The sequence below is a fragment of the Pseudomonas sp. CNPSo 3701 genome (assembly GCF_028674975.1).
GTDB lineage: Bacteria > Pseudomonadota > Gammaproteobacteria > Pseudomonadales > Pseudomonadaceae > Aquipseudomonas > Aquipseudomonas straminea.
Genome location: NZ_JAQZSI010000002.1, coordinates 35,098 through 54,217 on the forward strand (window position 1 = coordinate 35,098; position 19,120 = coordinate 54,217).

The following is a 19,120-nucleotide window of genomic DNA, read 5'->3' on the forward strand; positions in this document are numbered from 1 at the left end:
GCGATCACCTGCGGCGCGGCGCCGGCCTGATGTCCGACGACAAGGCTGCGGTTGAGCAGATTGAACTGCAGGCCGTGCACCTCGGACATGGGCTGCAGCTTGCCGCGAATCAGGCTCTCCTCGGTCGGGCAGCACATCTGTTCGATACGCAGTGCACTGCTTTCAGGGGCGGGATCCGCCTGGCTGCCGGCTGGCTTGCTGATTCCCGCGACCAACGGGCTGCCTGGCGTGCAGCAGGACGGCGTCGTATCGCTCGCGCAGCAGGTCGCCTGAGGGTGTGCAGGTTTCGGGGCATGGTCATGATCACAACAATTCGACATGGGGGCTCTTCCAGCTATCCTGTTGCAGAGTGAACACCCTGTAGCCACTATAGGGTCAAGCACTGGGAGAAGGTGATCATGAAAATTGGTGAATTGGCGACGGTGACTGGCTGCCAGGTGGAAACCATCCGCTATTACGAGCGTGAAGGATTGCTGCCCGCACCCCTGCGTAGCGAAGGCAATTACCGCCTTTACCTGCCGGAGCACGTCGAGCGGCTGACCTTCATCCGCAATTGCCGCACCCTGGACATGACGCTCGACGAGATTCGTGAGCTGCTCAGCCTGCGCGGCCGTCCGGCAGAAAACTGCGAAGCCATCAACACGCTGATCGACGAGCATATCGAGCATGTCAACGCGCGAATCGCCAGCCTGCAGTCGCTGCAGGAGCAACTGGTCGAGCTGCGCAACAGTTGCCTGGCGGATCAGCAATCATCGCCGTGCGAGATCATCCGGCAACTCAGTACCAGCGATACGCTGCACGCCGAGAAAGATGTTTCTCATGTCGGCCGGGCGCATCGGCATTGATGCAAATAGGCAGGCTTGTCAGTGCGCTGTTGTCGCGGCGAAAACCAACGCATAATCGGCTCATTCCACTTGCCATGGACTTACCTGTGATGGCGTACCGCCCGCTGCGCTTGTTGCTGCTCTGCATGCTGATGCTGGCGTTGCCCATGCAGGGTATCGCCGCGCTCGGCATGCAGGCGGTCATGGCGACGCAGGCAGGTGGGCACGGTTACGCTTCGCACACAATGGCCGACTGCGCCGACGCGTGCAGTCACTCGGACCACGCCCACAGCGGCAAGCTAGCCGGCCACCTCAACTGCAGCCTCTGCGCGTTCTGCGTCGGTGTGCTCGCGTTGCCGCCGGCTGTCCTTGCCCCGGCTGCGTTACCGCTCGACCAACCGCTTGCCATGGCTTTTCCTCGCTTCAGCGGCCATATCGCCGACACACCGGATCGTCCTCCTCGTCAGCTCGTCGGCTAGCCCAACGAGAAAACAGGCGCCGCGCGCGCCCCTATCTATTGACGAGGTAAATACGATGCAGATGACAACCCTGCTGAGCGCCCTGGCGCTCGCGATCACCATTTCACTGTCGGCCAACGCCGCTGAACAGGATCATGCTGCCGGCCATGCCCATGGCGCCGAGCATGGCAGCGCCAGCGCGGAGCAGAAGCCCTGGGGCATGCCGGGCGATCCCGCCAAGGCCACACGCACGGTGCATATCCGCATGAACGACCAGATGCGTTTCGTGCCGGATCGGCTGGAGGTCAAGGCTGGTGAGACGGTGCGGCTGGTGCTGCACAACGATGGGCAACTGCTGCACGAGTTCGTGCTGGGCGACAAGGCGCAACTGGACGAGCACGCTGCCATGATCTTGCAGCAGCCGAAAATGGCGCATACCGGCATGGACATGCTGCACGTGCAGCCGGGTGAGGAGGGCGAGGTGATCTGGACGTTCGACCGCGCCGGCACCTTCGACTTCGGCTGCCTGATTGCCGGGCATTACCAGGCCGGCATGGTCGGTAAGGTCGCTGTCACGCAGTGAAAACATGGCGCAGCCGGAGCGCTTCCGGCTGCGCCTTTGTCTTTCCGATCAATTTTGCCGCGACGCTTGCGGGTCTTCCCCGGGTTTCGCTTCGCTCTACGCCGGGCTACAGGGTCACGCTGCGAAGCGCTGTTCCAGATAGGCTGCAATGGCCTTGGATTCGTACAGCCAGGTGCTCTGGCCGTTTTCTTCGATGCGCAAGCAAGGTACCTGGATCTTGCCACCCTGGCTTTCCAGCTCGCTACGGGCTGCGGCATCGTTCTTGGCATCGCGCAGCGCTACGGGCACGTTGAGGGCATGCAGTTTGCGGCGAATCTTCACGCAGAACGGGCAGGCCTTGAACTGATACAGCGCCAGGTTGCCGGCAGCTTGTTCGACTGCTGCCTGCGCTTCGGGCGCGCGTTTCTTCTTGGCCGGTCGGGTGGCGAGGTCGCCGAGGACGATCAGTTGGCCGAGGCCCAGGCGCAGTGCCTTGATAATCATGATGAGTACCTGCAGATGTGAACGGCGCGCAGCTTACCCGAGTTGAGCCAGCGGCCCAACCGGGAAGCGCTTGCGGCATAATGTTGCGCCCAGTTGATCCTCACGGCCGATGTGATGAAACCCGAAGACCTGAAATTGTTGGTGAGCCGCGAGATGCCCTTCGGCAAGTACAAGGGGCGGCTGATTGCCGACCTGCCGGGCCACTACCTCAACTGGTTCGCCCGGGAAGGCTTTCCGAAAGGCGAGATCGGCCAGTTGTTGGCCTTGATGCAGGAGATCGACCACAACGGCCTATCGGCGCTGCTCGACCCTCTGCGCAGCAAACCACGCCAGCCGCCGCGGGGCTGATCAGCTTTCGCCGAGGCGCTGTTCGAGGTGCTCGACGATGCTGTCGGGCTTGAGCACCAGCACGTCACTTTCCAGCGTGTCGAGAATCACCTCGGCGGTGTTGCCGATCAGCGCGCCGCTGAAGCCGGTGCGCGCTACCGTGCCGATCACCGTCACGGCCGCGTGCAGCTCGTGGGCGAGCTGTGGGATCAGCACATCGGCTGGGCCCTCGGCGATATGCAGGTGCTGATCATCGATATCGTAGGTGTTCTGAAACACCTGGCATTCCTGGCGATAGCGCTCCTCCACGGTATCGCGCAACTGAAAGGTCGGGTCCGCGGCGGTCAGCATGGGCGATGGGTGGGCGCTGAGCACGTGCAGCTCGGCCTTGGCCAGCTTGGCGATGTCGTAGCCGTGCTCGATGATCAGGGTGTGCAGCGCGCGGTGCTCGCCGTCGATGTTGCCAACGTCGACTGCCGCCAGCACAGTGCCGCCGCTCCAGGGCGTCAGGGTTTTCACCAGTAGCACCGGGCAGGGGCAATAGCGCAGCAGCTTCCAGTCATCGGGCGTCAGCAGCGCTTTCTTGAGGGGATTGTCAGGGCGATGCTGCTTGATCACCAGGCCACAACCTTCGGTCTGCTGGACATGGGCGATGGTGTCGTGCAGGCTGCCGCGCCAGGCCTGCTGGGCGCTGACACTGTAACCATCCTGCTGCAGCGCGTTGCCTAGCTGACGCAGATGCCCGCTGTGATCCACCGACTCGTCGCAGATCAGCAGATGCAAGTGGGATTGCGTGACCCCGGCGATCAGTTTGGCGCGCTTGAGCGCCAGGGTGTCGGCATGTTCCGGCTCGATGACCACGAGAATGCTGCGGATGGCTTGCATGGCGTGTTCCTCTGCGTGCGGCGGTGGTTATCAATATAGAGGGTGCTTTCGCAGCAAGTTCTTGATCGGTATCAAACCCGGCGGCTGGTGGTTGCCGTCGGCGGCCTTATAATGGCCGGCTTGATGTCTGGCGCTGCCTGTGCCGCCTCCTGGTGGGCAGGCGTTTCGGGCTTTTCTCCTTTCGTTGCTCATGGGCCATGCACGTGTCATCTCCCGTCACAGTTTCAGATCAGTCACCCGCTACCGGCCGCCGTAGTGCCACGCCGAGCCTGCCGGAAATCCATGAGTTCCTCGGCTGCCGCACGCCCCAGGCCTGGGTCGAAGCCGCGCTGGCCAATCAGGACATCATGCTGATCGACCACAAGAACTGCGAATTCAAGGCGGCCAGTACGGCGCTGAGCCTGATGGCCAAGTACAGCTGCCATGTCGATCTGATCAACATGATGTCGCGCCTGGCCCGTGAGGAACTGGTGCACCACGAACAGGTGCTGCGCATCATGAAACGCCGCAAGATCGGCCTGCGCCCGGTCTCCGCCGCGCGCTACGCCTCGGGCCTGCGCAAGGTGACGCGTAATCATGAGCCGCAGAAACTGGTCGATACCCTGGTGGTCGGTGCCTTCATCGAGGCGCGCAGTTGCGAGCGCTTCGAGGCGATCGTCCCGCACCTGGACGAAGAGCTGGGCAAGTTCTACTACGGCCTGCTGAAAAGCGAGGCCCGGCATTTTCAGGGCTACCTGAAACTGGCTTACCAGTACGGCGATGCCGCCGACGTCGAACAGGTGATCGAGCGGGTGAGGGCGGTGGAACAGGAACTGATCGAGTCGCCCGACAGCGAGTTTCGCTTCCACAGCGGCGTGCCGCAGGCGTAGGCGAGGTTCGTCGCGGGGGCGTTACCGGCGCCGGGCGGCCCGGTGTTCAGTCCAGAGCGAAAGGGCGCTGATTGAAGCCGTTCTCGTCGATCTGCAGCGCCCAGCCCTGCTTGTCCCAGTCGCCGAGCACGATGCGCCTGGCCGGCTGACCATCGACCTGTAGCTCATGCACGGCAGGGCGGTGGGTATGGCCGTGGATCAGCGTCTGCACACCGTATTGCGCCATCACCCGCTGCACTTCCTCGGGCGTGACGTCGACGATGTCGCTGGCCTTCATGCGTGTCTGCGAGCGGCTTTCCGAACGCAGTTTGCGCGCCAGCTTGTGGCGGGTGGTGAGCGGCAGATTGCGCAGGATGAACAGGCTCAGCGGGTTGCGTAGCAGGCGGCGCATCTTCTGGTAGCCCACATCCAGGGTGCACAGGCTGTCGCCATGCATCAGCAGGACCTTTTCGCCATCCAGGGTCACCATGTGGGGATCGCCGAGCAGGGTGCAGCCCGCCTCGCGGCAGAACGCCTTGCCGAGCAGAAAATCGCGATTACCGTGCATCAGGTAGACGCGCGTGCCGCTGTCGCTCAGGCGCCGCAGAGCCTCGGCGATTCCTCGCTGGAACGGCGTCATGGCATCGTCGCCAATCCACACTTCGAAAAAATCACCGAGGATGTACAGCGCCTCGGCTTGGCGCGCCCGGGTGTCGAGAAAATGCAAGAACGCCCGGGTGATGTCCGGGCGCTCCTCTTCAAGATGCAGGTCGGAGATCAGCAGGATCACTCGACGATCTCGGCCTTCTCGATGATCACGTCTTCGGCTGGTACGTCCTGGTGGCCGGACTTCATGGTGGTGGAGACGCCCTTGATGGCTTCGACCACGTCCAGGCCTTCGACCACTTCACCGAACACTGCGTAACCCCAGCCCTGCACGGTCTGCGCGCTGTGGTCGAGGAAGGTGTTGTCGGCAACGTTGATGAAGAACTGCGCGGAGGCGGAGTGCGGCTCCATGGTGCGGGCCATGGCCACGGTGCCGGTCTTGTTGGAGAGGCCATTGTTGGCTTCGTTCTTGATCGGCGCGCGGGTCGGCTTCTGCTTCATGCCTGGCTCGAAACCGCCGCCCTGGATCATGAAGTTGCCGATCACGCGGTGGAACACGGTGCCGTCGTAATGGCCGCTCTTCACGTATTCCTTGAAGTTGGCGACGGTTTCCGGCGCCTTGTCGTCGAACAGCTTGAGGGTGATGACGCCGTGATTGGTGTGCAGCTTGATCATGTGCTTAATCGCTCTGTCGAGAAAATCCCGGGCTACTCCCGGTTCGGTACTGACAGTTAATGTCGGCCGAAAGTCAGGAGCAGGCACCTAGGCCTGTCAGGGGGTTGACAGCTTGGGCTATGATAAGCGCTTTGTTTTAGTCGGCCTACCCTGTGCCGCAATCCGCACGCGCTAAGGACACCATGAGCAAGCCCACCGTCGAAAAAGCTGCCAACTTCCTGCTGCCCATCGTTCAGGCCGACCTGGACGCTGGCAAGCACGCCAAGATCATCACCCGTTTCCCGCCGGAGCCCAACGGCTACCTGCACATCGGTCACGCCAAGTCGATCTGCCTGAACTTCGGCCTGGCTCAGGAATTCGGTGGCGAGTGCAACCTGCGTTTCGACGACACCAACCCGGCCAAGGAAGATCAGGAATACATCGATGCCATCAAGGCCGATGTCCAGTGGCTGGGCTTCAAGTGGGCCGGCGAGGAGCGCTACGCGTCCAACTACTTCCACCAGTTGCACGACTGGGCCGTCGAGCTGATCAAGGCCGGCAAGGCCTATGTCGACGACCTGACCCCGGACGAAGCGCGCGAATACCGCGGCACCCTGAATACCCCCGGCAAGAACAGCCCGTACCGCGAGCGCAGTGCCGAGGAGAACCTCGACCTGTTCGCGCGCATGAGGGCTGGCGAATTCCCGGACGGCGCCCGCTCGCTGCGTGCCAAGATCGACATGGCCTCGCGCAACATGAACCTGCGCGACCCGATCCTCTACCGCATCCGCCACGCCCATCACCACCAGACCGGCGACAAGTGGTGCATCTACCCAAGCTACGACTTCACCCATGGCCAGTCCGATGCCATCGAAGGCGTGACTCACTCGATCTGCACCCTGGAATTCGAAGATCACCGCCCGCTGTACGAATGGTTCCTGGCCAATCTGCCGGTGCCGGCGCAGCCACGTCAGTACGAATTCGCCCGCCTCAATTTGAACTACACCATCACCAGCAAGCGCAAGCTCAAGCAGCTGGTCGACGAGAAGCACGTCAACGGCTGGGATGACCCGCGCATGTCGACGCTCTCGGGCTACCGCCGCCGTGGTTACACGCCAGCCTCGATTCGCACCTTCTGCGACATGATCGGCGTCAATCGCGCCGGTGGCCTGGTGGATATCGGCATGCTGGAATTCGCCATTCGCGAAGACCTGGACGCCAACGCCTCGCGCGCCATGTGCGTGCTAAAACCGCTCAAGGTGGTGATCACCAATTACCCCGAAGGCCAGGTCGAGAACCTGGAGCTCGCGCGCCATCCCAAGCAGGACATCGGCACCCGCGTGCTGCCGTTCTCGCGTGAGATCTATATCGACGCCGGCGATTTCGAAGAAACGCCGCCGGACGGCTTCAAGCGCCTGATCCCCGGTGGTGAAGCGCGCCTGCGCGGCAGCTACGTGATTCGCGCCGACGAAGCCATCAAGGACGCCGCCGGCAATATCATCGAGCTGCGCTGCTCCTATGACGAGAACACCCTGGGCAAGAACCCCGAAGGCCGCAAGGTCAAGGGCGTGATCCACTGGGTGCCCGCGGCCGAGAGCGTCGAGTGCGAAGTGCGCCTGTACGATCGCCTGTTCCGCTCGGCCAACCCGGAGAAGGCCGAAGAGGGTGGCAGCTTCCTCGACAACATCAACCCCGAATCCCTGGTGGTGCTCACCGGCTGCCGTGCCGAGCCGTCGCTGGCCCAGGCCGGCGCCGACGACCGCTTCCAGTTCGAGCGCGAAGGCTACTTCTGCCTCGACAAGGACTCCAAACCGGACGCATTGGTGTTCAACCGCACCGTCACCCTGCGTGACTCCTGGGGTCAATAATGGCGCTTTCCATCTACAACACCCTGAGCAAGGTCAAGGAACCGCTCAAGCCGCTGATCGGTAACCAGGTGCGCATGTACGTGTGCGGCATGACCGTGTACGACTTCTGCCACATCGGCCATGCCCGGGTGATGGTGGCCTTCGACGTGGTCACCCGCTGGCTGCGTCATCGCGGCTATGACGTGACCTACGTGCGCAATATCACCGACATCGACGACAAGATCATCAAGCGCGCCAATGAAAACGGTGAGCCGTTCGAGGCGCTGGTCGAACGCATGATCGCCGCGATGCATGAAGACGAAGCGCGGCTGAGCGTGCTGCGCCCGGATCTCGAGCCGCGTGCCACAGGCCATATCGCCGGTATGCACCAGATGATCCAGACCCTGATCGACAAGGGCTATGCCTACGCCCCCGGCAATGGCGACGTGTACTACCGCGTCGGCAAGTTCGTCGGCTACGGCAAGCTGTCGCGCAAGAAGATCGAAGACCTGAAGATCGGTGCACGCATCGAGGTCGACGAGATCAAGCAGGACCCGCTGGACTTCGTGCTGTGGAAGGGCGCCAAGCCAGGTGAACCAAGCTGGGAGTCACCCTGGGGCAAAGGCCGCCCGGGCTGGCATATCGAGTGTTCGGTGATGTCCACCTGCTGCCTGGGCGAGACCTTCGACATCCACGGCGGTGGCCCGGACCTGGTGTTCCCGCATCACGAGAACGAAATCGCCCAGAGCGAGGCGGCCACCGGCAAGCAGTACGCCAACGCATGGATGCATGCCGGCGCGGTGCGCGTGGACGGCGAGAAGATGTCCAAGAGCCTGGGCAACTTCTTCACCATCCGCGAGGTGCTGGAGAAGTATCACCCCGAAGTGGTGCGCTACCTGCTGGTGTCCAGCCATTACCGCAGCCCGATCAACTACTCGGAAGAGAGCCTGCGGGAAGCCAAGGGCGCTCTGGAGCGCTTCTACAACGGTTTGAAGGGGTTGCCGAGTGCCGAAGCTGCCGGTGGCGAGGCGTTCGTCGAGCGTTTTGCCGCGGCAATGGACGACGACTTCAACTCGCCCGAAGCCTGCGCCGTGCTGTTCGAGATGATTCGCGAGACCAATCGCCTGCGCGAGTCGGATGTGCAGGCGGCTGCCGGTTTGGCGGCTCAGCTCAAGCAGTTGGCCGGTGTGCTCGGCGTGCTGCAACTCGAGCCGGAAGCCTTCCTTCAGGCGGGTGCTGCCGGCAAGGTCGATGCCGCCGAGGTCGAGGCGCTGATCGCCGCGCGCCTGCAGGCCCGTGCCGACAAGAACTGGGCGGAAAGTGACCGCATCCGTGACAAGATCGCTGCGCTCGGCGTGGTACTCGAAGATGGCAAGGGCGGCACCACCTGGCGCCTCGCCGAGTAATTGCCCGCTGCACCCAAAAGGCCGCTAACGCGGCCTTTTCATTTCCAGACATTCATCCCGGAAACCCCATGCTGACCCGCTACAAACTGTTGCTCTCCAGTGCCCTGACTCGCTACTTCCCGCGTACCGCCGCCTACCTCGAAGCCGAGAAGCAGGCTGCTGCCGAGCGCGCAAAGGTCGCGGCGAAGAAACCGCTGGCGCAGAAGAAGAGCGCAGCAACAAAGCGCGGTGCCAAGCGGGTGAGCGCTGACAAAGCCAAGGGAGAACCGGCAACAAAAAAGCCGGTAGGGCGCGCTAGCGCCGGCATCTACTCGTCAGCGGCGATCAAGGTAACCGCAGCCCAGGAGCAGGCGATGCGCGAGACCGTGGCGCGGGCCGTGGCGGCTGGCGTTATCGGCGCGCCTTCCGACGAGCAGTGGGCGATGATTCTCTGTCGCCAGCCGCTAACGCGCATCTTCGCAGGGGCGGGCTCAGGTAAGTCGACTACTCTGGTGCTGCGCGTGGTGTTCATGCTCTGTCACCTGAACGTCGAGCCTGAGCGATTGACGGTGATTTCCTTTACCAACGCCTCCTGCGCCGAGCTGCGTGAACGACTGGCGAGCGTGCTTGGTTTCTGGCAGTTCTCGGCGGATGTCGGCCCGTGCGTCCGTACCTTTCACTCCGCGATGGGCGTGCTGGCGCGCCAGGTTCTGGGCAATCCTGCCTGGTTCGAGCAGTTGGGTGATAAACGCGCGTCGGCGAGCGAGCCGGACAACCCATTGGGGGGAGGGCGTCTGGGGTCTGCACAAACACGCCTGCTCAAGGATGCTTATCAGGCCTGCTATGCCGATGACCCGGCTTTCCGCGGCTGGGTTCACGAGCTGCTCGGCTCCCCACTGCCCGATCCGCAAAAGGCCTTGCCGAAGGCGCCCATGGAGACGTTCCGGCTGGCGGGTGAGCTGCATGCCGCGCCGCTGTTCGAGGTGTTCTACGCCCAGGCCGGTTTCATCGAGAGCATCGGCATTCCCATCGAGCGGATGACGGAAGCCGCGCTGGCCTGCTCGCCAGCCGAGCGAACCTTTCTCCTGGCGTTGCAGGCATTCTGGAAGGCCTTTGGTGGGCAACTGAGCCAGCAGGGGCTGATGACCTTCAATGGCGCCTTCCAGCAGCTGACGCACATGCTCGATGAGGCTGATGGGCGTTTGAGTGCGGATGCGCTGCAGGGCTTCTCCCATCTGCTGATCGATGAGTTCCAGGACATCTCGCCGCAGATTGTGCAATGGCTGCAGGCACTGCACCGGCGCCTGGCTGGCACGGCCAAGGCTGTCAGCCTGATGGCCATCGGTGATGACTGGCAGTCGATCTATGGTTGGCGGGGCAGTTCCCCGGAGCTGTTCATGGCCTTCGATCGGCACTTTCCGAGCAAAGGCAAGGGCAAGAGCGCGGTGCTGATGCTGCAAGCCAACTATCGCTCCATCGAGCCGGTGATTCGCGATGCCGAGTCCATACTCGACGCCGTGGCCTTCAAGCAGCACAAGGTGACCATGCCGATCCGCCACGCACCTGCGGGCGGCCATGGGGTGAAGTTGATGACGCCGTTCGACCTGGGCCGCGACATGGGTGAGCTGCAGCGGGCCATTGCAGCGCAATGCGACTATGCGCGCGATATCGGCTCCAAGGAGCGCACCGCGGTGCTGCTGCTGGGGCGCCGCAACGACACCCTGAAAGACGTTCAGGCCGGGCTCGACCGCAAGCTACCCGTCAATGCCTACACCATCCACCGCGCCAAGGGCTTGCAGGCCGAGGTGGCAATTATCGTCGACGACTGCCTGCCGCCGACACCGCATCCACTGCGTAATGCGCTGTACGCCCATTGTGGTTTCTTCGCCAACAGCTATGACCAGGCGATGGCCGACGAGAGTCTGCGCCTGGGTTATGTGGCCGTTAGCCGTGGCGTCAGTCGGGTGTTGTGGTTCGTACGTAAACCCCAGGGCGCCACGCGCACGCTGAGCTGAAACGAAAACGGCGCCAATTGGGCGCCGTTCTTGCAGTTGGTGGAGCGTCAGGCGTGCAGGTGCTCTGCGGCGTGCAGGGTGTTTTCCAGCAGGCAGGCGCGGGTCATCGGGCCAACGCCGCCGGGTACCGGGGTGATCCAGCCGGCGCGGGGCAGGGCGGTTTCATAGACCACGTCGCCGATCAGCTTGCCATCGGCCTGGCGGTTGATGCCGACGTCGATGACGATGGCGCCTTCCTTGACCCATTCGCCCTTGACCAGCCCCGGCTTGCCCGCCGCGACTACGACGATATCGGCCTGAGCCACGTGGCCGGCCAGGTCCTTGGTGAACCGATGGGTGATGGTCACGGTGCAGCCGCCGAGCAGCAGCTCCAGCGCCATCGGCCGGCCAACGATATTCGAGGCGCCCACCACCACGGCGTGCATGCCATAGAGATCCTGGCCGGTGCTGGCCAGCAGGGTCATGATGCCCTTGGGTGTGCAGGGGCGCAGCAGTGGCATGCGCTGGGCCAGGCGGCCGATGTTGTATGGATGGAAGCCGTCCACGTCCTTGTCCGGGCGAATACGCTCGAGCAGAAGCGAAGCGTCCAGGTGGGCCGGCAGTGGCAATTGAAGCAGGATGCCGTCGATGCTGGCGTCTTCGTTGAGTGAGTCGATCAGGTCGCGCAATTCGTCCTGGCTGGTTTCGGCGCTCAGATCATAAGCGCGGGAGATGAAGCCGACTTCCTCGCAATCCTTGCGCTTGTGCGCGACATAAACCTGAGAGGCGGGGTCGCTGCCGACCAGGATCACTGCCAGGCCGGGTGCGCGCAGCCCCTGCTCGCGTCGTTCGGCGACGCGCTGGGCGATCTGCTGGCGGATATTGGCGGCAATCGCTTTGCCATCTATCAGTTGTGCGGTCATTGCGCTTGGTTAACCATCGAAAGGGAGAAAAAAGGACGCGCATTCTCGCATGGCATTAAGGAAGGGCAAAGGCAGCAGAACGCAGATTTGGTGTAACTCCTTTATCTAACTGAATTTTTTTCGATTTGGGTGTTGACGCCTCCAGGGTGCCTCTATAAGATGCGCACCACTTGGCGAGCACAGCACCTCACAGGGTGAGGCGGCAAGAGCAGCGACGAAAGTGGTTGCGCTGGTCGAAGCTTGAAGTCTGCTCTGGTGGATGGATAAGTGCCCGTAGCTCAGCTGGATAGAGCATCCGCCTTCTAAGCGGATGGTCGCAGGTTCGAGTCCTGCCGGGTGCGCCACTAGGTGTGTCGGCACAAGTAAGCAGTAAAGCAATATGGTGGGCGTAGCTCAGTTGGTAGAGCACAGGATTGTGGCTCCTGGTGTCGAGGGTTCGATCCCCTTCGTCCACCCCATATTCTGAAAGCGCCAGGCCCTAAAAAGCCTGGCGTTTTTGTTTGGAAAATGTATTACCACGCGGACGTGGTGGAATTGGTAGACACACTGGATTTAGGTTCCAGCGCCGCAAGGCGTGAGAGTTCGAGTCTCTCCGTCCGCACCATCTTTTAGCCCCTCCCGTTTGCCACCTGCATCTAGGGTGACTTCTGCAACACCTCCCTCTAGAATGCATGCCCTTGAATGGGGCCGGTAAGCGGCCGGCATACGTCTGTGCAACGAGGAATATCCATGCAAGTTTCTGTTGAAAGCACTTCCGCTCTCGAGCGCCGCATGAGCATCACTGTGCCGGCCGAGCGCATCGAAACCCAGGTCAACAAGCGTCTGCAGCAGACTGCCCAGAAAGCCAAGATCCCTGGCTTCCGTCCTGGCAAGGTGCCGATGAGCGTGATCCGTCAGCGTTTCGAGGCCGATGCGCGCCAGGAAGCGGTGGGCGACGTCATCCAGTCTTCCTTCTATGAAGCGGTTGCCGAACAGAAACTCGCACCTGCTGGTCAGCCTTCGGTCGAGCCGAAAGTGCTGGAGAAGGGCAAGGACCTGGAGTTCGTTGCGACTTTCGAAGTGTTCCCGGAAATCAAGGTCAGCGGCCTGGAAGGCATCGCCATCGAGCGTCAGCAGGCTGAAGTGGCCGATTCCGACGTCGACAACATGCTGGACATCCTGCGCAAGCAGAACACCCGTTTCGAAGCCGTAGAGCGTGCTGCCGAGAAAGACGATCAACTGAACATCGACTTCGTCGGCAAGATCGACGGTGAAGCTTTCGCTGGCGGCTCCGCCACTGGCACTCAACTGGTACTGGGCTCCGGCCGCATGATTCCGGGTTTCGAAGATGCCCTGATCGGTGCCAAGGCCGGTGAAGAGCGCGTGATCAACCCGACCTTCCCCGAGGACTACCAGAACCTCGACCTGGCTGGCAAAACCGCCGAGTTCACCGTTAAGGTCAACAGTGTTTCCGCTCCGCAACTGCCGGAGCTGAACGACGAGTTCTTCGCCCTGTTCGGTATCAAGGAAGGTGGTCTGGAAGGTTTCCGCGCCGAAGTTCGCAAGAACATGGAGCGCGAACTGCGTCAGGCCATCAAATCCAAGATCAAGAACCAGGTGATGGAAGGTCTGCTGGCCGCCAACCCGGTCGAAGTGCCCAAGGCGCTGATCGCCAATGAAGTGAACAACCTGCGCGTGCAGGCGGTTCAGCAGTTCGGTGGCAACATCAAGCCGGATCAACTGCCGGCCGAGCTGTTCGAAGAGCAGGCCAAGCGCCGCGTATCCCTCGGCCTGATCGTCGCCGAAGTGGTCAAGCAGTTCGAACTCAAGCCTGATGACGCTCGCGTGCGTGAGCTGATCCAGGAAATGGCCTCGGCTTACCAAGAGCCTGAGCAGGTAGTAGCGTGGTACTACAAGAACGACCAGCAACTGAACGAAGTCCGTTCGGTTGTACTGGAAGAGCAAGTTGTAGATACTGTTTTGCAGAAGGCCAATGTGACTGACAAATCGGTCTCTTACGAAGAAGCAGTCAAGCCGGCAGAAGCTCCACAAGCCGCCTGATTTCTTCGCCTCGTTCGAGAACACCATAAGCCAGCCTCAGCGCTGGCTTATGTGTATTCGAGACATGACTTTTATTAGGGAGCGAATGCTGGAAATGTCGCACAATCCTTTCATGCAGCAAATGTCCGATATCCAGGCCGCTGGCGGTCTGGTTCCTATGGTCGTCGAGCAGTCCGCTCGTGGCGAGCGCGCCTACGACATTTATTCGCGTCTGCTCAAAGAGCGCGTGATCTTCCTGATCGGCCCTGTCGAAGACTACATGGCCAACCTGGTGGCCGCGCAGTTGCTGTTCCTTGAGGCCGAGAACCCGGACAAGGACATCCACCTGTACATCAACTCGCCGGGTGGTTCGGTAACCGCCGGCATGTCGATCTACGACACCATGCAGTTCATCAAGCCGGACGTCTCGACCACCTGTATCGGTCAGGCGTGCAGCATGGGTGCGTTGCTGCTGGCTGGCGGCGCCGCGGGCAAGCGTTACTGCCTGCCGCATTCGCGCATGATGATCCACCAGCCGCTGGGCGGCTTCCAGGGCCAGGCCTCGGACATTGAGATCCACGCCAAGGAAATCCTGTTCATCCGCGAGCGTCTGAACCAGGTGCTGGCCCACCACACCGGCCAGCCGATTGAAGTGATCGCCCGTGACACCGACCGTGACCGCTTCATGAGCGGTGAAGAGGCGGTCAACTACGGCCTGATCGACAAGGTACACAGCCGCCGCGAGCAAATCGGCTGAAGCGTGACGCCGCAGGCCGACAATAGTCGGCCTGCGGTGCATCGGGCTTGAAAATGCCCCGGTTTGGCTCCATCTTGTGTTTTAAGCCTACGGTATTGGATTGATCGAATGACTGACACCCGCAACGGCGAGGACAACGGCAAGCTGCTCTATTGCTCCTTCTGCGGCAAAAGCCAGCACGAAGTACGCAAATTGATTGCTGGCCCCTCGGTATTTATCTGCGACGAGTGCGTCGACCTGTGCAACGACATCATCCGCGAGGAGGTGCAGGAAGCCCAGGCCGAGAGCAGCGCGCACAAGCTGCCGGCTCCCCGGGAAATCAGCGCGATCCTTGATCAGTACGTGATCGGGCAGGAACGCGCCAAGAAGATCCTGGCGGTCGCGGTCTACAACCACTATAAGCGCCTCAATCAGCGCGAGAAGAAGGATGACGTCGAGCTCGGCAAGAGCAACATCCTGCTGCTCGGCCCGACTGGTTCGGGCAAGACGCTGCTGGCTGAAACCCTGGCGCGCCTGCTCAACGTCCCGTTCACCATCGCCGATGCGACCACCCTTACCGAGGCTGGCTACGTAGGTGAAGACGTCGAGAACATCATCCAGAAGCTGTTGCAGAAATGCGATTACGATGTCGAGAAGGCCCAGATGGGCATCGTCTACATCGACGAGATCGACAAGATTTCCCGCAAGTCCGACAACCCGTCGATCACCCGTGATGTGTCGGGCGAGGGCGTGCAGCAGGCTCTGCTGAAACTGATCGAAGGCACCGTTGCCTCGGTTCCGCCTCAGGGCGGCCGTAAGCATCCGCAGCAGGAATTCCTGCAGGTCGATACCCGCAATATCCTGTTCATCTGCGGTGGGGCCTTTGCCGGCATCGAGAAGGTGATTCAGGGCCGTTCGACCAAGGGCGGTATCGGTTTCAATGCAGAAGTGCGCACCAAGGACGTCGAGAAGAAGATTGGCGAGTCGCTGCGTGAAATCGAGCCGGACGATCTGGTCAAGTTCGGTCTGATTCCAGAGTTCGTGGGGCGCCTGCCGGTTATCGCGACCCTGGAAGAGCTCGACGAGGCAGCGCTGGTGCAGATCCTCACCGAGCCGAAGAACGCGCTGACCAAGCAGTACGGCAAGTTGTTCGAGATGGAAGGTGTGGATCTGGAGTTCCGCCCTGACGCACTCAAGGCCGTGGCCCAGAAAGCGCTGGAGCGCAAGACCGGTGCGCGCGGCCTGCGTTCGATTCTCGAGGGCGTGCTGCTTGACACTATGTACGACATTCCGTCGCAATCGGACGTCAGCAAGGTGGTCATCGATGAAAGCGTGATCGACGGCAGTTCCAAGCCGCTGCTGATCTACGAAAACAGCGAGCCGCCTGCCAAGGCCGCGCCAGACGCGTAACGCGTTCGTCATATGTTGTAAGCAAGGGGCCTGCGGGCCCCTTTGCTTTTAGCGACGTCAACGCTTGTTTTTTCGTGGGGCTACCCCCATCTTAGGGCCAAGGGTAATCCCACCGTTTACGGCCGCAAGGCCGCCGTAGAGCTCAAAATCATGAAGACAACCATCGAATTGCCTCTCCTGCCTTTGCGCGATGTCGTGGTCTATCCGCACATGGTCATCCCGCTTTTCGTAGGTCGCGAGAAATCCATCGAAGCGCTCGAAGCGGCGATGAATGGCGAAAAGCAGATTCTGTTGCTCGCCCAGAAAGATCCTGCTGACGATGAACCGAGTGAAGAAGGGCTCTACCGCGTCGGTACAGTTGCCACGGTGCTGCAGCTGCTCAAGTTGCCCGATGGCACCGTCAAGGTGCTGGTCGAGGGCGAGCAGCGTGGCGAGATCGAGCAGTTCATCGAAGCTGATGGCTATAGCGCCGCCGAAGTACAACTGCTCGACGAAGTCGAGGCGCCGGAGCGCGAGAGCGAAGTATTCACCCGCAGCCTGCTCAGCCAGTTCGAGCAGTACGTTCAGTTGGGCAAGAAGGTGCCGGCGGAGGTGCTGTCTTCGCTGAACAGCATCGATGAGCCCAGCCGCCTGGTCGACACCATGGCTGCCCATATGGTGCTGAAGATCGAGCAGAAGCAGGAAATTCTTGAGATCGTCGACCTGCCGGCTCGTGTCGAGCACGTACTGGCGTTGCTGGACGCCGAGATCGACCTGCTGCAGGTCGAGAAGCGCATCCGTGGTCGCGTGAAGAAGCAGATGGAGCGCAGCCAGCGCGAGTACTACCTGAATGAGCAGATGAAGGCCATTCAGAAGGAGCTGGGCGACAGCGAGGAAGGCCACAACGAGCTCGACGAGCTCAAGCGCCGCATCGAAAACGCCGGGCTGACCAAAGAAGCCTACGGCAAGGCCCAGGCCGAGCTGAACAAGCTCAAGCAGATGTCGCCGATGTCCGCCGAGGCCACCGTGGTGCGCTCCTACATCGACTGGCTGGTGAACGTGCCGTGGAAGGCGCAGAGCAAGGTACGCCTGGACCTGGCACGCGCCGAGAACATCCTCGATGCCGATCACTACGGCCTCGAAGAGGTCAAGGAACGCATTCTCGAGTATCTCGCCGTGCAGAAGCGCGTGAAGAAGCTCAAGGGCCCGGTACTCTGCTTGGTCGGCCCGCCTGGCGTGGGCAAGACCTCGCTGGCTGAGTCCATCGCCAGCGCGACCAATCGCAAGTTCGTGCGCATGGCGCTCGGCGGCGTGCGTGACGAAGCGGAAATCCGCGGTCACCGTCGTACCTACATCGGTTCCATGCCAGGCCGCCTGATTCAGAAGATGACCAAGGTCGGCGTGCGCAACCCGCTGTTCCTGCTCGATGAAATCGACAAGATGGGTCAGGACATGCGCGGTGATCCGGCCTCGGCGCTGCTCGAGGTGCTCGACCCGGAGCAGAACCACAACTTCAACGACCATTATCTGGAAGTCGATTACGATCTGTCCGACGTAATGTTCCTGTGCACCGCCAACTCCATGAACATTCCAGCCGCGCTGCTGGACCGTATGGAAGTGATTCGCCTGCCAGGCTACACCGAGGACGAGAAGGTCAATATCGCCACCAAATATCTCGCGCCCAAGCAGATTCAGGCTAACGGTTTGAAGAAAACCGAGCTGGAATTCGAGGAAGCGGCGATCCGTGACATCATTCGTTACTACACGCGTGAAGCCGGCGTGCGCAGCCTCGAGCGGCAAATCGCCAAGGTGTGCCGGCGTGCGGTGAAGAAGCATGCCAAGGAGAAACGCTTCCATGTCGTCGTTACCGCCGACTCGCTCGAGGATTTCCTGGGCGTGCGCAAGCACCGTTACGGGCTTGCCGAGCAACAGGACCAGATCGGTCAGGTGACCGGTCTGGCCTGGACTCAAGTGGGCGGCGAACTGCTGACCATCGAGGCCGCTGTGGTGCCGGGCAAGGGCAATCTGATCAAGACCGGCTCGCTGGGTGATGTCATGGTCGAATCGATCACGGCCGCGCAAACCGTAGTCCGCAGCCGTGCTCAGAGCCTTGGCGTGGCGCCGGATTTCTACGAGAAGCGCGACATCCACATCCACATGCCGGAAGGCGCTACGCCCAAGGATGGCCCGAGCGCGGGCGTGGGCATGTGCACTGCACTGGTGTCGGCGCTGACGCAGATTCCGGTGCGCGCGGATGTCGCCATGACCGGGGAAATCACCTTGCGTGGTCAGGTGCTGGCGATTGGTGGCTTGAAGGAAAAACTGCTGGCGGCGCATCGCGGTGGAATCAAAACCGTGATCATTCCCCAGGAGAATGTTCGCGATCTCAAGGAAATTCCCGAGAACATCAAGCAGGACCTGCAGATTAAACCGGTTAAATGGATTGACGAGGTCCTGCAAATTGCGCTGCAATACGCGCCGGAGCCCTTGCCAGACGCGGCTCCGGAGTTGGTTGCAAAGGATGAAAAACGCGAGTCTGATTCCAAGGAGCGAATCAGCACGCATTAGCCGGATGCCTTCCTTGACACTTTTTTGGAGCCCTTGATATAAAGCGGCTCTTACCGTGTCGGCAGGCCATCCAGCACCCGATTCGCTTCCATTAAAATCAAGAAACAACCTAAACCGAAATTAAGGGGACTTAGAGTGAACAAGTCGGAACTGATCGATGCCATCGCCGCATCTGCTGATATCCCGAAAGCTGTTGCTGGCCGTGCGCTGGACGCAGTGATTGAATCCGTAACTGGCGCTCTGAAGGCTGGTGATTCCGTTGTACTGGTTGGTTTCGGTACTTTCGCTGTCAAAGAGCGCGCTGCTCGCACTGGCCGCAACCCGCAGACTGGCAAGCCGATCAGCATCGCTGCTGCCAAGATCCCAGGTTTCAAAGCTGGTAAAGCACTGAAAGACGCCGTCAACTAAGCGTCTTCGGGCCTTTGCCCGCCGGGTCGGCTAACCCCGGCTCGGTTGCGGGGCGGCAATAAGACCACAAGGTCTGTCACGCCGGGGATTGTTTGAGTTGTGATCCCGATCCGCTTCGCACGTTACGAGAAGGCGCATCCCAGGATGCGCCTTTCTTCTATCCGGATTTTTTACCCACGCTGC

18 protein-coding genes and 3 tRNA genes are annotated in these 19,120 nt (G+C 61.3%); 16 read left to right on the plus strand and 5 right to left on the minus strand.

The annotated features are described in order from the left end of the window. The first annotated feature begins 398 nt into the window (after positions 1-398). From cadR to PVA39_RS06985, 3 genes are all read left to right on the plus strand, one after another. On the plus strand, positions 399-845 hold the full coding sequence (gene cadR, locus PVA39_RS06975; protein WP_274123476.1) for a Cd(II)/Pb(II)-responsive transcriptional regulator: 447 nt from the start codon (positions 399-401) through the stop codon (positions 843-845). Positions 846-934: 89 nt separating this feature from the next. Further along, a complete protein-coding gene (locus PVA39_RS06980) occupies positions 935-1,303 on the plus strand; it encodes a hypothetical protein (RefSeq protein WP_274123477.1) in 369 nt (122 codons plus the stop codon). Between the two features lie 55 nt (positions 1,304-1,358). Beyond that, on the plus strand, positions 1,359-1,865 hold the full coding sequence (locus tag PVA39_RS06985; protein ID WP_274123478.1) for a cupredoxin domain-containing protein: 507 nt from the start codon (positions 1,359-1,361) through the stop codon (positions 1,863-1,865). A 114-nt stretch (positions 1,866-1,979) separates the two neighbouring features. On the opposite strand, the gene PVA39_RS06990 is transcribed toward PVA39_RS06985, so the two are convergent. Continuing rightward, positions 1,980-2,348, minus strand: coding sequence for a glutaredoxin family protein (locus PVA39_RS06990; RefSeq protein ID WP_147175882.1), 369 nt, complete (start codon positions 2,346-2,348; stop codon positions 1,980-1,982). Positions 2,349-2,462: 114 nt separating this feature from the next. Here PVA39_RS06990 and PVA39_RS06995 point away from each other — a divergent pair, with 114 nt between their 5' ends. Continuing rightward, positions 2,463-2,696, plus strand: a complete 234-nt coding sequence (locus tag PVA39_RS06995; RefSeq protein WP_013791334.1) for a DUF3820 family protein — start codon at positions 2,463-2,465, stop codon at positions 2,694-2,696. On the opposite strand, the gene PVA39_RS07000 is transcribed toward PVA39_RS06995, so the two are convergent. Further along, entirely contained in the window at positions 2,697-3,560 is an 864-nt protein-coding gene (locus tag PVA39_RS07000) for a universal stress protein (protein WP_274123479.1), read from the minus strand. It abuts the gene before it with no gap. A gap of 197 nt (positions 3,561-3,757) precedes the next feature. On the opposite strand from PVA39_RS07000, the gene PVA39_RS07005 reads away from it, so the two are divergent. Continuing rightward, positions 3,758-4,429, plus strand: a complete 672-nt coding sequence (locus tag PVA39_RS07005) for a tRNA-(ms[2]io[6]A)-hydroxylase (RefSeq protein ID WP_013791336.1) — start codon at positions 3,758-3,760, stop codon at positions 4,427-4,429. A 46-nt stretch (positions 4,430-4,475) separates the two neighbouring features. Here the strand turns inward: PVA39_RS07005 and lpxH are convergent, their stop codons facing one another. Together lpxH and PVA39_RS07015 are read right to left on the minus strand one after the other, a co-directional pair. Continuing rightward, positions 4,476-5,198 carry a UDP-2,3-diacylglucosamine diphosphatase gene (gene lpxH / locus PVA39_RS07010; protein WP_274123480.1) on the minus strand — a complete coding sequence of 241 codons (723 nt, stop codon included), beginning with the start codon at positions 5,196-5,198 and terminating at the stop codon, positions 4,476-4,478. Then, positions 5,195-5,689, minus strand: coding sequence for a peptidylprolyl isomerase (locus PVA39_RS07015; protein WP_274123481.1), 495 nt, complete (start codon positions 5,687-5,689; stop codon positions 5,195-5,197). The genes lpxH and PVA39_RS07015 overlap by 4 nt, the downstream gene beginning before the upstream one ends. 182 nt (positions 5,690-5,871) lie before the next feature. Here PVA39_RS07015 and PVA39_RS07020 point away from each other — a divergent pair, with 182 nt between their 5' ends. From PVA39_RS07020 to PVA39_RS07030, 3 genes are all read left to right on the plus strand, one after another. After that, a complete protein-coding gene (locus PVA39_RS07020) occupies positions 5,872-7,536 on the plus strand; it encodes a glutamine--tRNA ligase/YqeY domain fusion protein (protein WP_274123482.1) in 1,665 nt (554 codons plus the stop codon). Next, the gene (cysS, locus tag PVA39_RS07025; protein WP_274123483.1) at positions 7,536-8,921 is read left to right on the plus strand and encodes a cysteine--tRNA ligase; all 1,386 of its coding nucleotides are present in this window, start codon (positions 7,536-7,538) and stop codon (positions 8,919-8,921) included. The genes PVA39_RS07020 and cysS overlap by 1 nt, the downstream gene beginning before the upstream one ends. 68 nt (positions 8,922-8,989) lie before the next feature. After that, entirely contained in the window at positions 8,990-10,915 is a 1,926-nt protein-coding gene (locus tag PVA39_RS07030) for a UvrD-helicase domain-containing protein (RefSeq protein ID WP_274123485.1), read from the plus strand. Positions 10,916-10,962: 47 nt separating this feature from the next. Here the strand turns inward: PVA39_RS07030 and folD are convergent, their stop codons facing one another. Beyond that, the gene (gene folD, locus PVA39_RS07035; protein WP_274123486.1) at positions 10,963-11,817 is read right to left on the minus strand and encodes a bifunctional methylenetetrahydrofolate dehydrogenase/methenyltetrahydrofolate cyclohydrolase FolD; all 855 of its coding nucleotides are present in this window, start codon (positions 11,815-11,817) and stop codon (positions 10,963-10,965) included. A 267-nt stretch (positions 11,818-12,084) separates the two neighbouring features. Here folD and PVA39_RS07040 point away from each other — a divergent pair. From PVA39_RS07040 to hupB, 8 genes are all read left to right on the plus strand, one after another. Then, positions 12,085-12,161: transfer RNA gene (locus PVA39_RS07040), tRNA-Arg, on the plus strand. Positions 12,162-12,199: 38 nt separating this feature from the next. Next, positions 12,200-12,275 (plus strand) — tRNA-His (locus tag PVA39_RS07045). Positions 12,276-12,336: 61 nt separating this feature from the next. Further along, a tRNA-Leu gene (locus PVA39_RS07050) sits at positions 12,337-12,421 on the plus strand. Positions 12,422-12,546: 125 nt separating this feature from the next. Beyond that, positions 12,547-13,857, plus strand: a complete 1,311-nt coding sequence (gene tig / locus PVA39_RS07055; RefSeq protein WP_274123487.1) for a trigger factor — start codon at positions 12,547-12,549, stop codon at positions 13,855-13,857. 94 nt (positions 13,858-13,951) lie between these two features. Continuing rightward, entirely contained in the window at positions 13,952-14,593 is a 642-nt protein-coding gene (gene clpP, locus PVA39_RS07060; RefSeq protein WP_027905321.1) for an ATP-dependent Clp endopeptidase proteolytic subunit ClpP, read from the plus strand. A gap of 108 nt (positions 14,594-14,701) precedes the next feature. Further along, a complete protein-coding gene (clpX, locus tag PVA39_RS07065) occupies positions 14,702-15,982 on the plus strand; it encodes an ATP-dependent Clp protease ATP-binding subunit ClpX (protein ID WP_013791345.1) in 1,281 nt (426 codons plus the stop codon). Positions 15,983-16,132: 150 nt separating this feature from the next. Next, the gene (gene lon, locus PVA39_RS07070; RefSeq protein WP_013791346.1) at positions 16,133-18,529 is read left to right on the plus strand and encodes an endopeptidase La; all 2,397 of its coding nucleotides are present in this window, start codon (positions 16,133-16,135) and stop codon (positions 18,527-18,529) included. A 135-nt stretch (positions 18,530-18,664) separates the two neighbouring features. Next, positions 18,665-18,937 carry a nucleoid-associated protein HU-beta gene (gene hupB / locus PVA39_RS07075; RefSeq protein ID WP_003239952.1) on the plus strand — a complete coding sequence of 91 codons (273 nt, stop codon included), beginning with the start codon at positions 18,665-18,667 and terminating at the stop codon, positions 18,935-18,937. Positions 18,938-19,120 lie beyond the last annotated feature (183 nt).

Excerpts from the sequence above, each read along its gene's own strand:
- cadR (WP_274123476.1), top strand. The coding sequence starts at position 399 with ATGAAAATTGGTGAATTGGCGACGGTGACTGGCTGCCAGGTGGAAACC.
- PVA39_RS06980 (WP_274123477.1), top strand. The coding sequence starts at position 935 with ATGGCGTACCGCCCGCTGCGCTTGTTGCTGCTCTGCATGCTGATGCTG.
- PVA39_RS06985 (WP_274123478.1), top strand. The coding sequence starts at position 1,359 with ATGCAGATGACAACCCTGCTGAGCGCCCTGGCGCTCGCGATCACCATT.
- PVA39_RS06990 (WP_147175882.1), bottom strand. The coding sequence starts at position 2,348 with ATGATTATCAAGGCACTGCGCCTGGGCCTCGGCCAACTGATCGTCCTC.
- PVA39_RS06995 (WP_013791334.1), top strand. The coding sequence starts at position 2,463 with ATGAAACCCGAAGACCTGAAATTGTTGGTGAGCCGCGAGATGCCCTTC.
- PVA39_RS07000 (WP_274123479.1), bottom strand. The coding sequence starts at position 3,560 with ATGCAAGCCATCCGCAGCATTCTCGTGGTCATCGAGCCGGAACATGCC.
- PVA39_RS07005 (WP_013791336.1), top strand. The coding sequence starts at position 3,758 with ATGCACGTGTCATCTCCCGTCACAGTTTCAGATCAGTCACCCGCTACC.
- PVA39_RS07015 (WP_274123481.1), bottom strand. The coding sequence starts at position 5,689 with ATGATCAAGCTGCACACCAATCACGGCGTCATCACCCTCAAGCTGTTC.
- PVA39_RS07020 (WP_274123482.1), top strand. The coding sequence starts at position 5,872 with ATGAGCAAGCCCACCGTCGAAAAAGCTGCCAACTTCCTGCTGCCCATC.
- cysS (WP_274123483.1), top strand. The coding sequence starts at position 7,536 with ATGGCGCTTTCCATCTACAACACCCTGAGCAAGGTCAAGGAACCGCTC.
- PVA39_RS07030 (WP_274123485.1), top strand. The coding sequence starts at position 8,990 with ATGCTGACCCGCTACAAACTGTTGCTCTCCAGTGCCCTGACTCGCTAC.
- folD (WP_274123486.1), bottom strand. The coding sequence starts at position 11,817 with ATGACCGCACAACTGATAGATGGCAAAGCGATTGCCGCCAATATCCGC.
- tig (WP_274123487.1), top strand. The coding sequence starts at position 12,547 with ATGCAAGTTTCTGTTGAAAGCACTTCCGCTCTCGAGCGCCGCATGAGC.
- clpP (WP_027905321.1), top strand. The coding sequence starts at position 13,952 with ATGTCGCACAATCCTTTCATGCAGCAAATGTCCGATATCCAGGCCGCT.
- clpX (WP_013791345.1), top strand. The coding sequence starts at position 14,702 with ATGACTGACACCCGCAACGGCGAGGACAACGGCAAGCTGCTCTATTGC.
- lon (WP_013791346.1), top strand. The coding sequence starts at position 16,133 with ATGAAGACAACCATCGAATTGCCTCTCCTGCCTTTGCGCGATGTCGTG.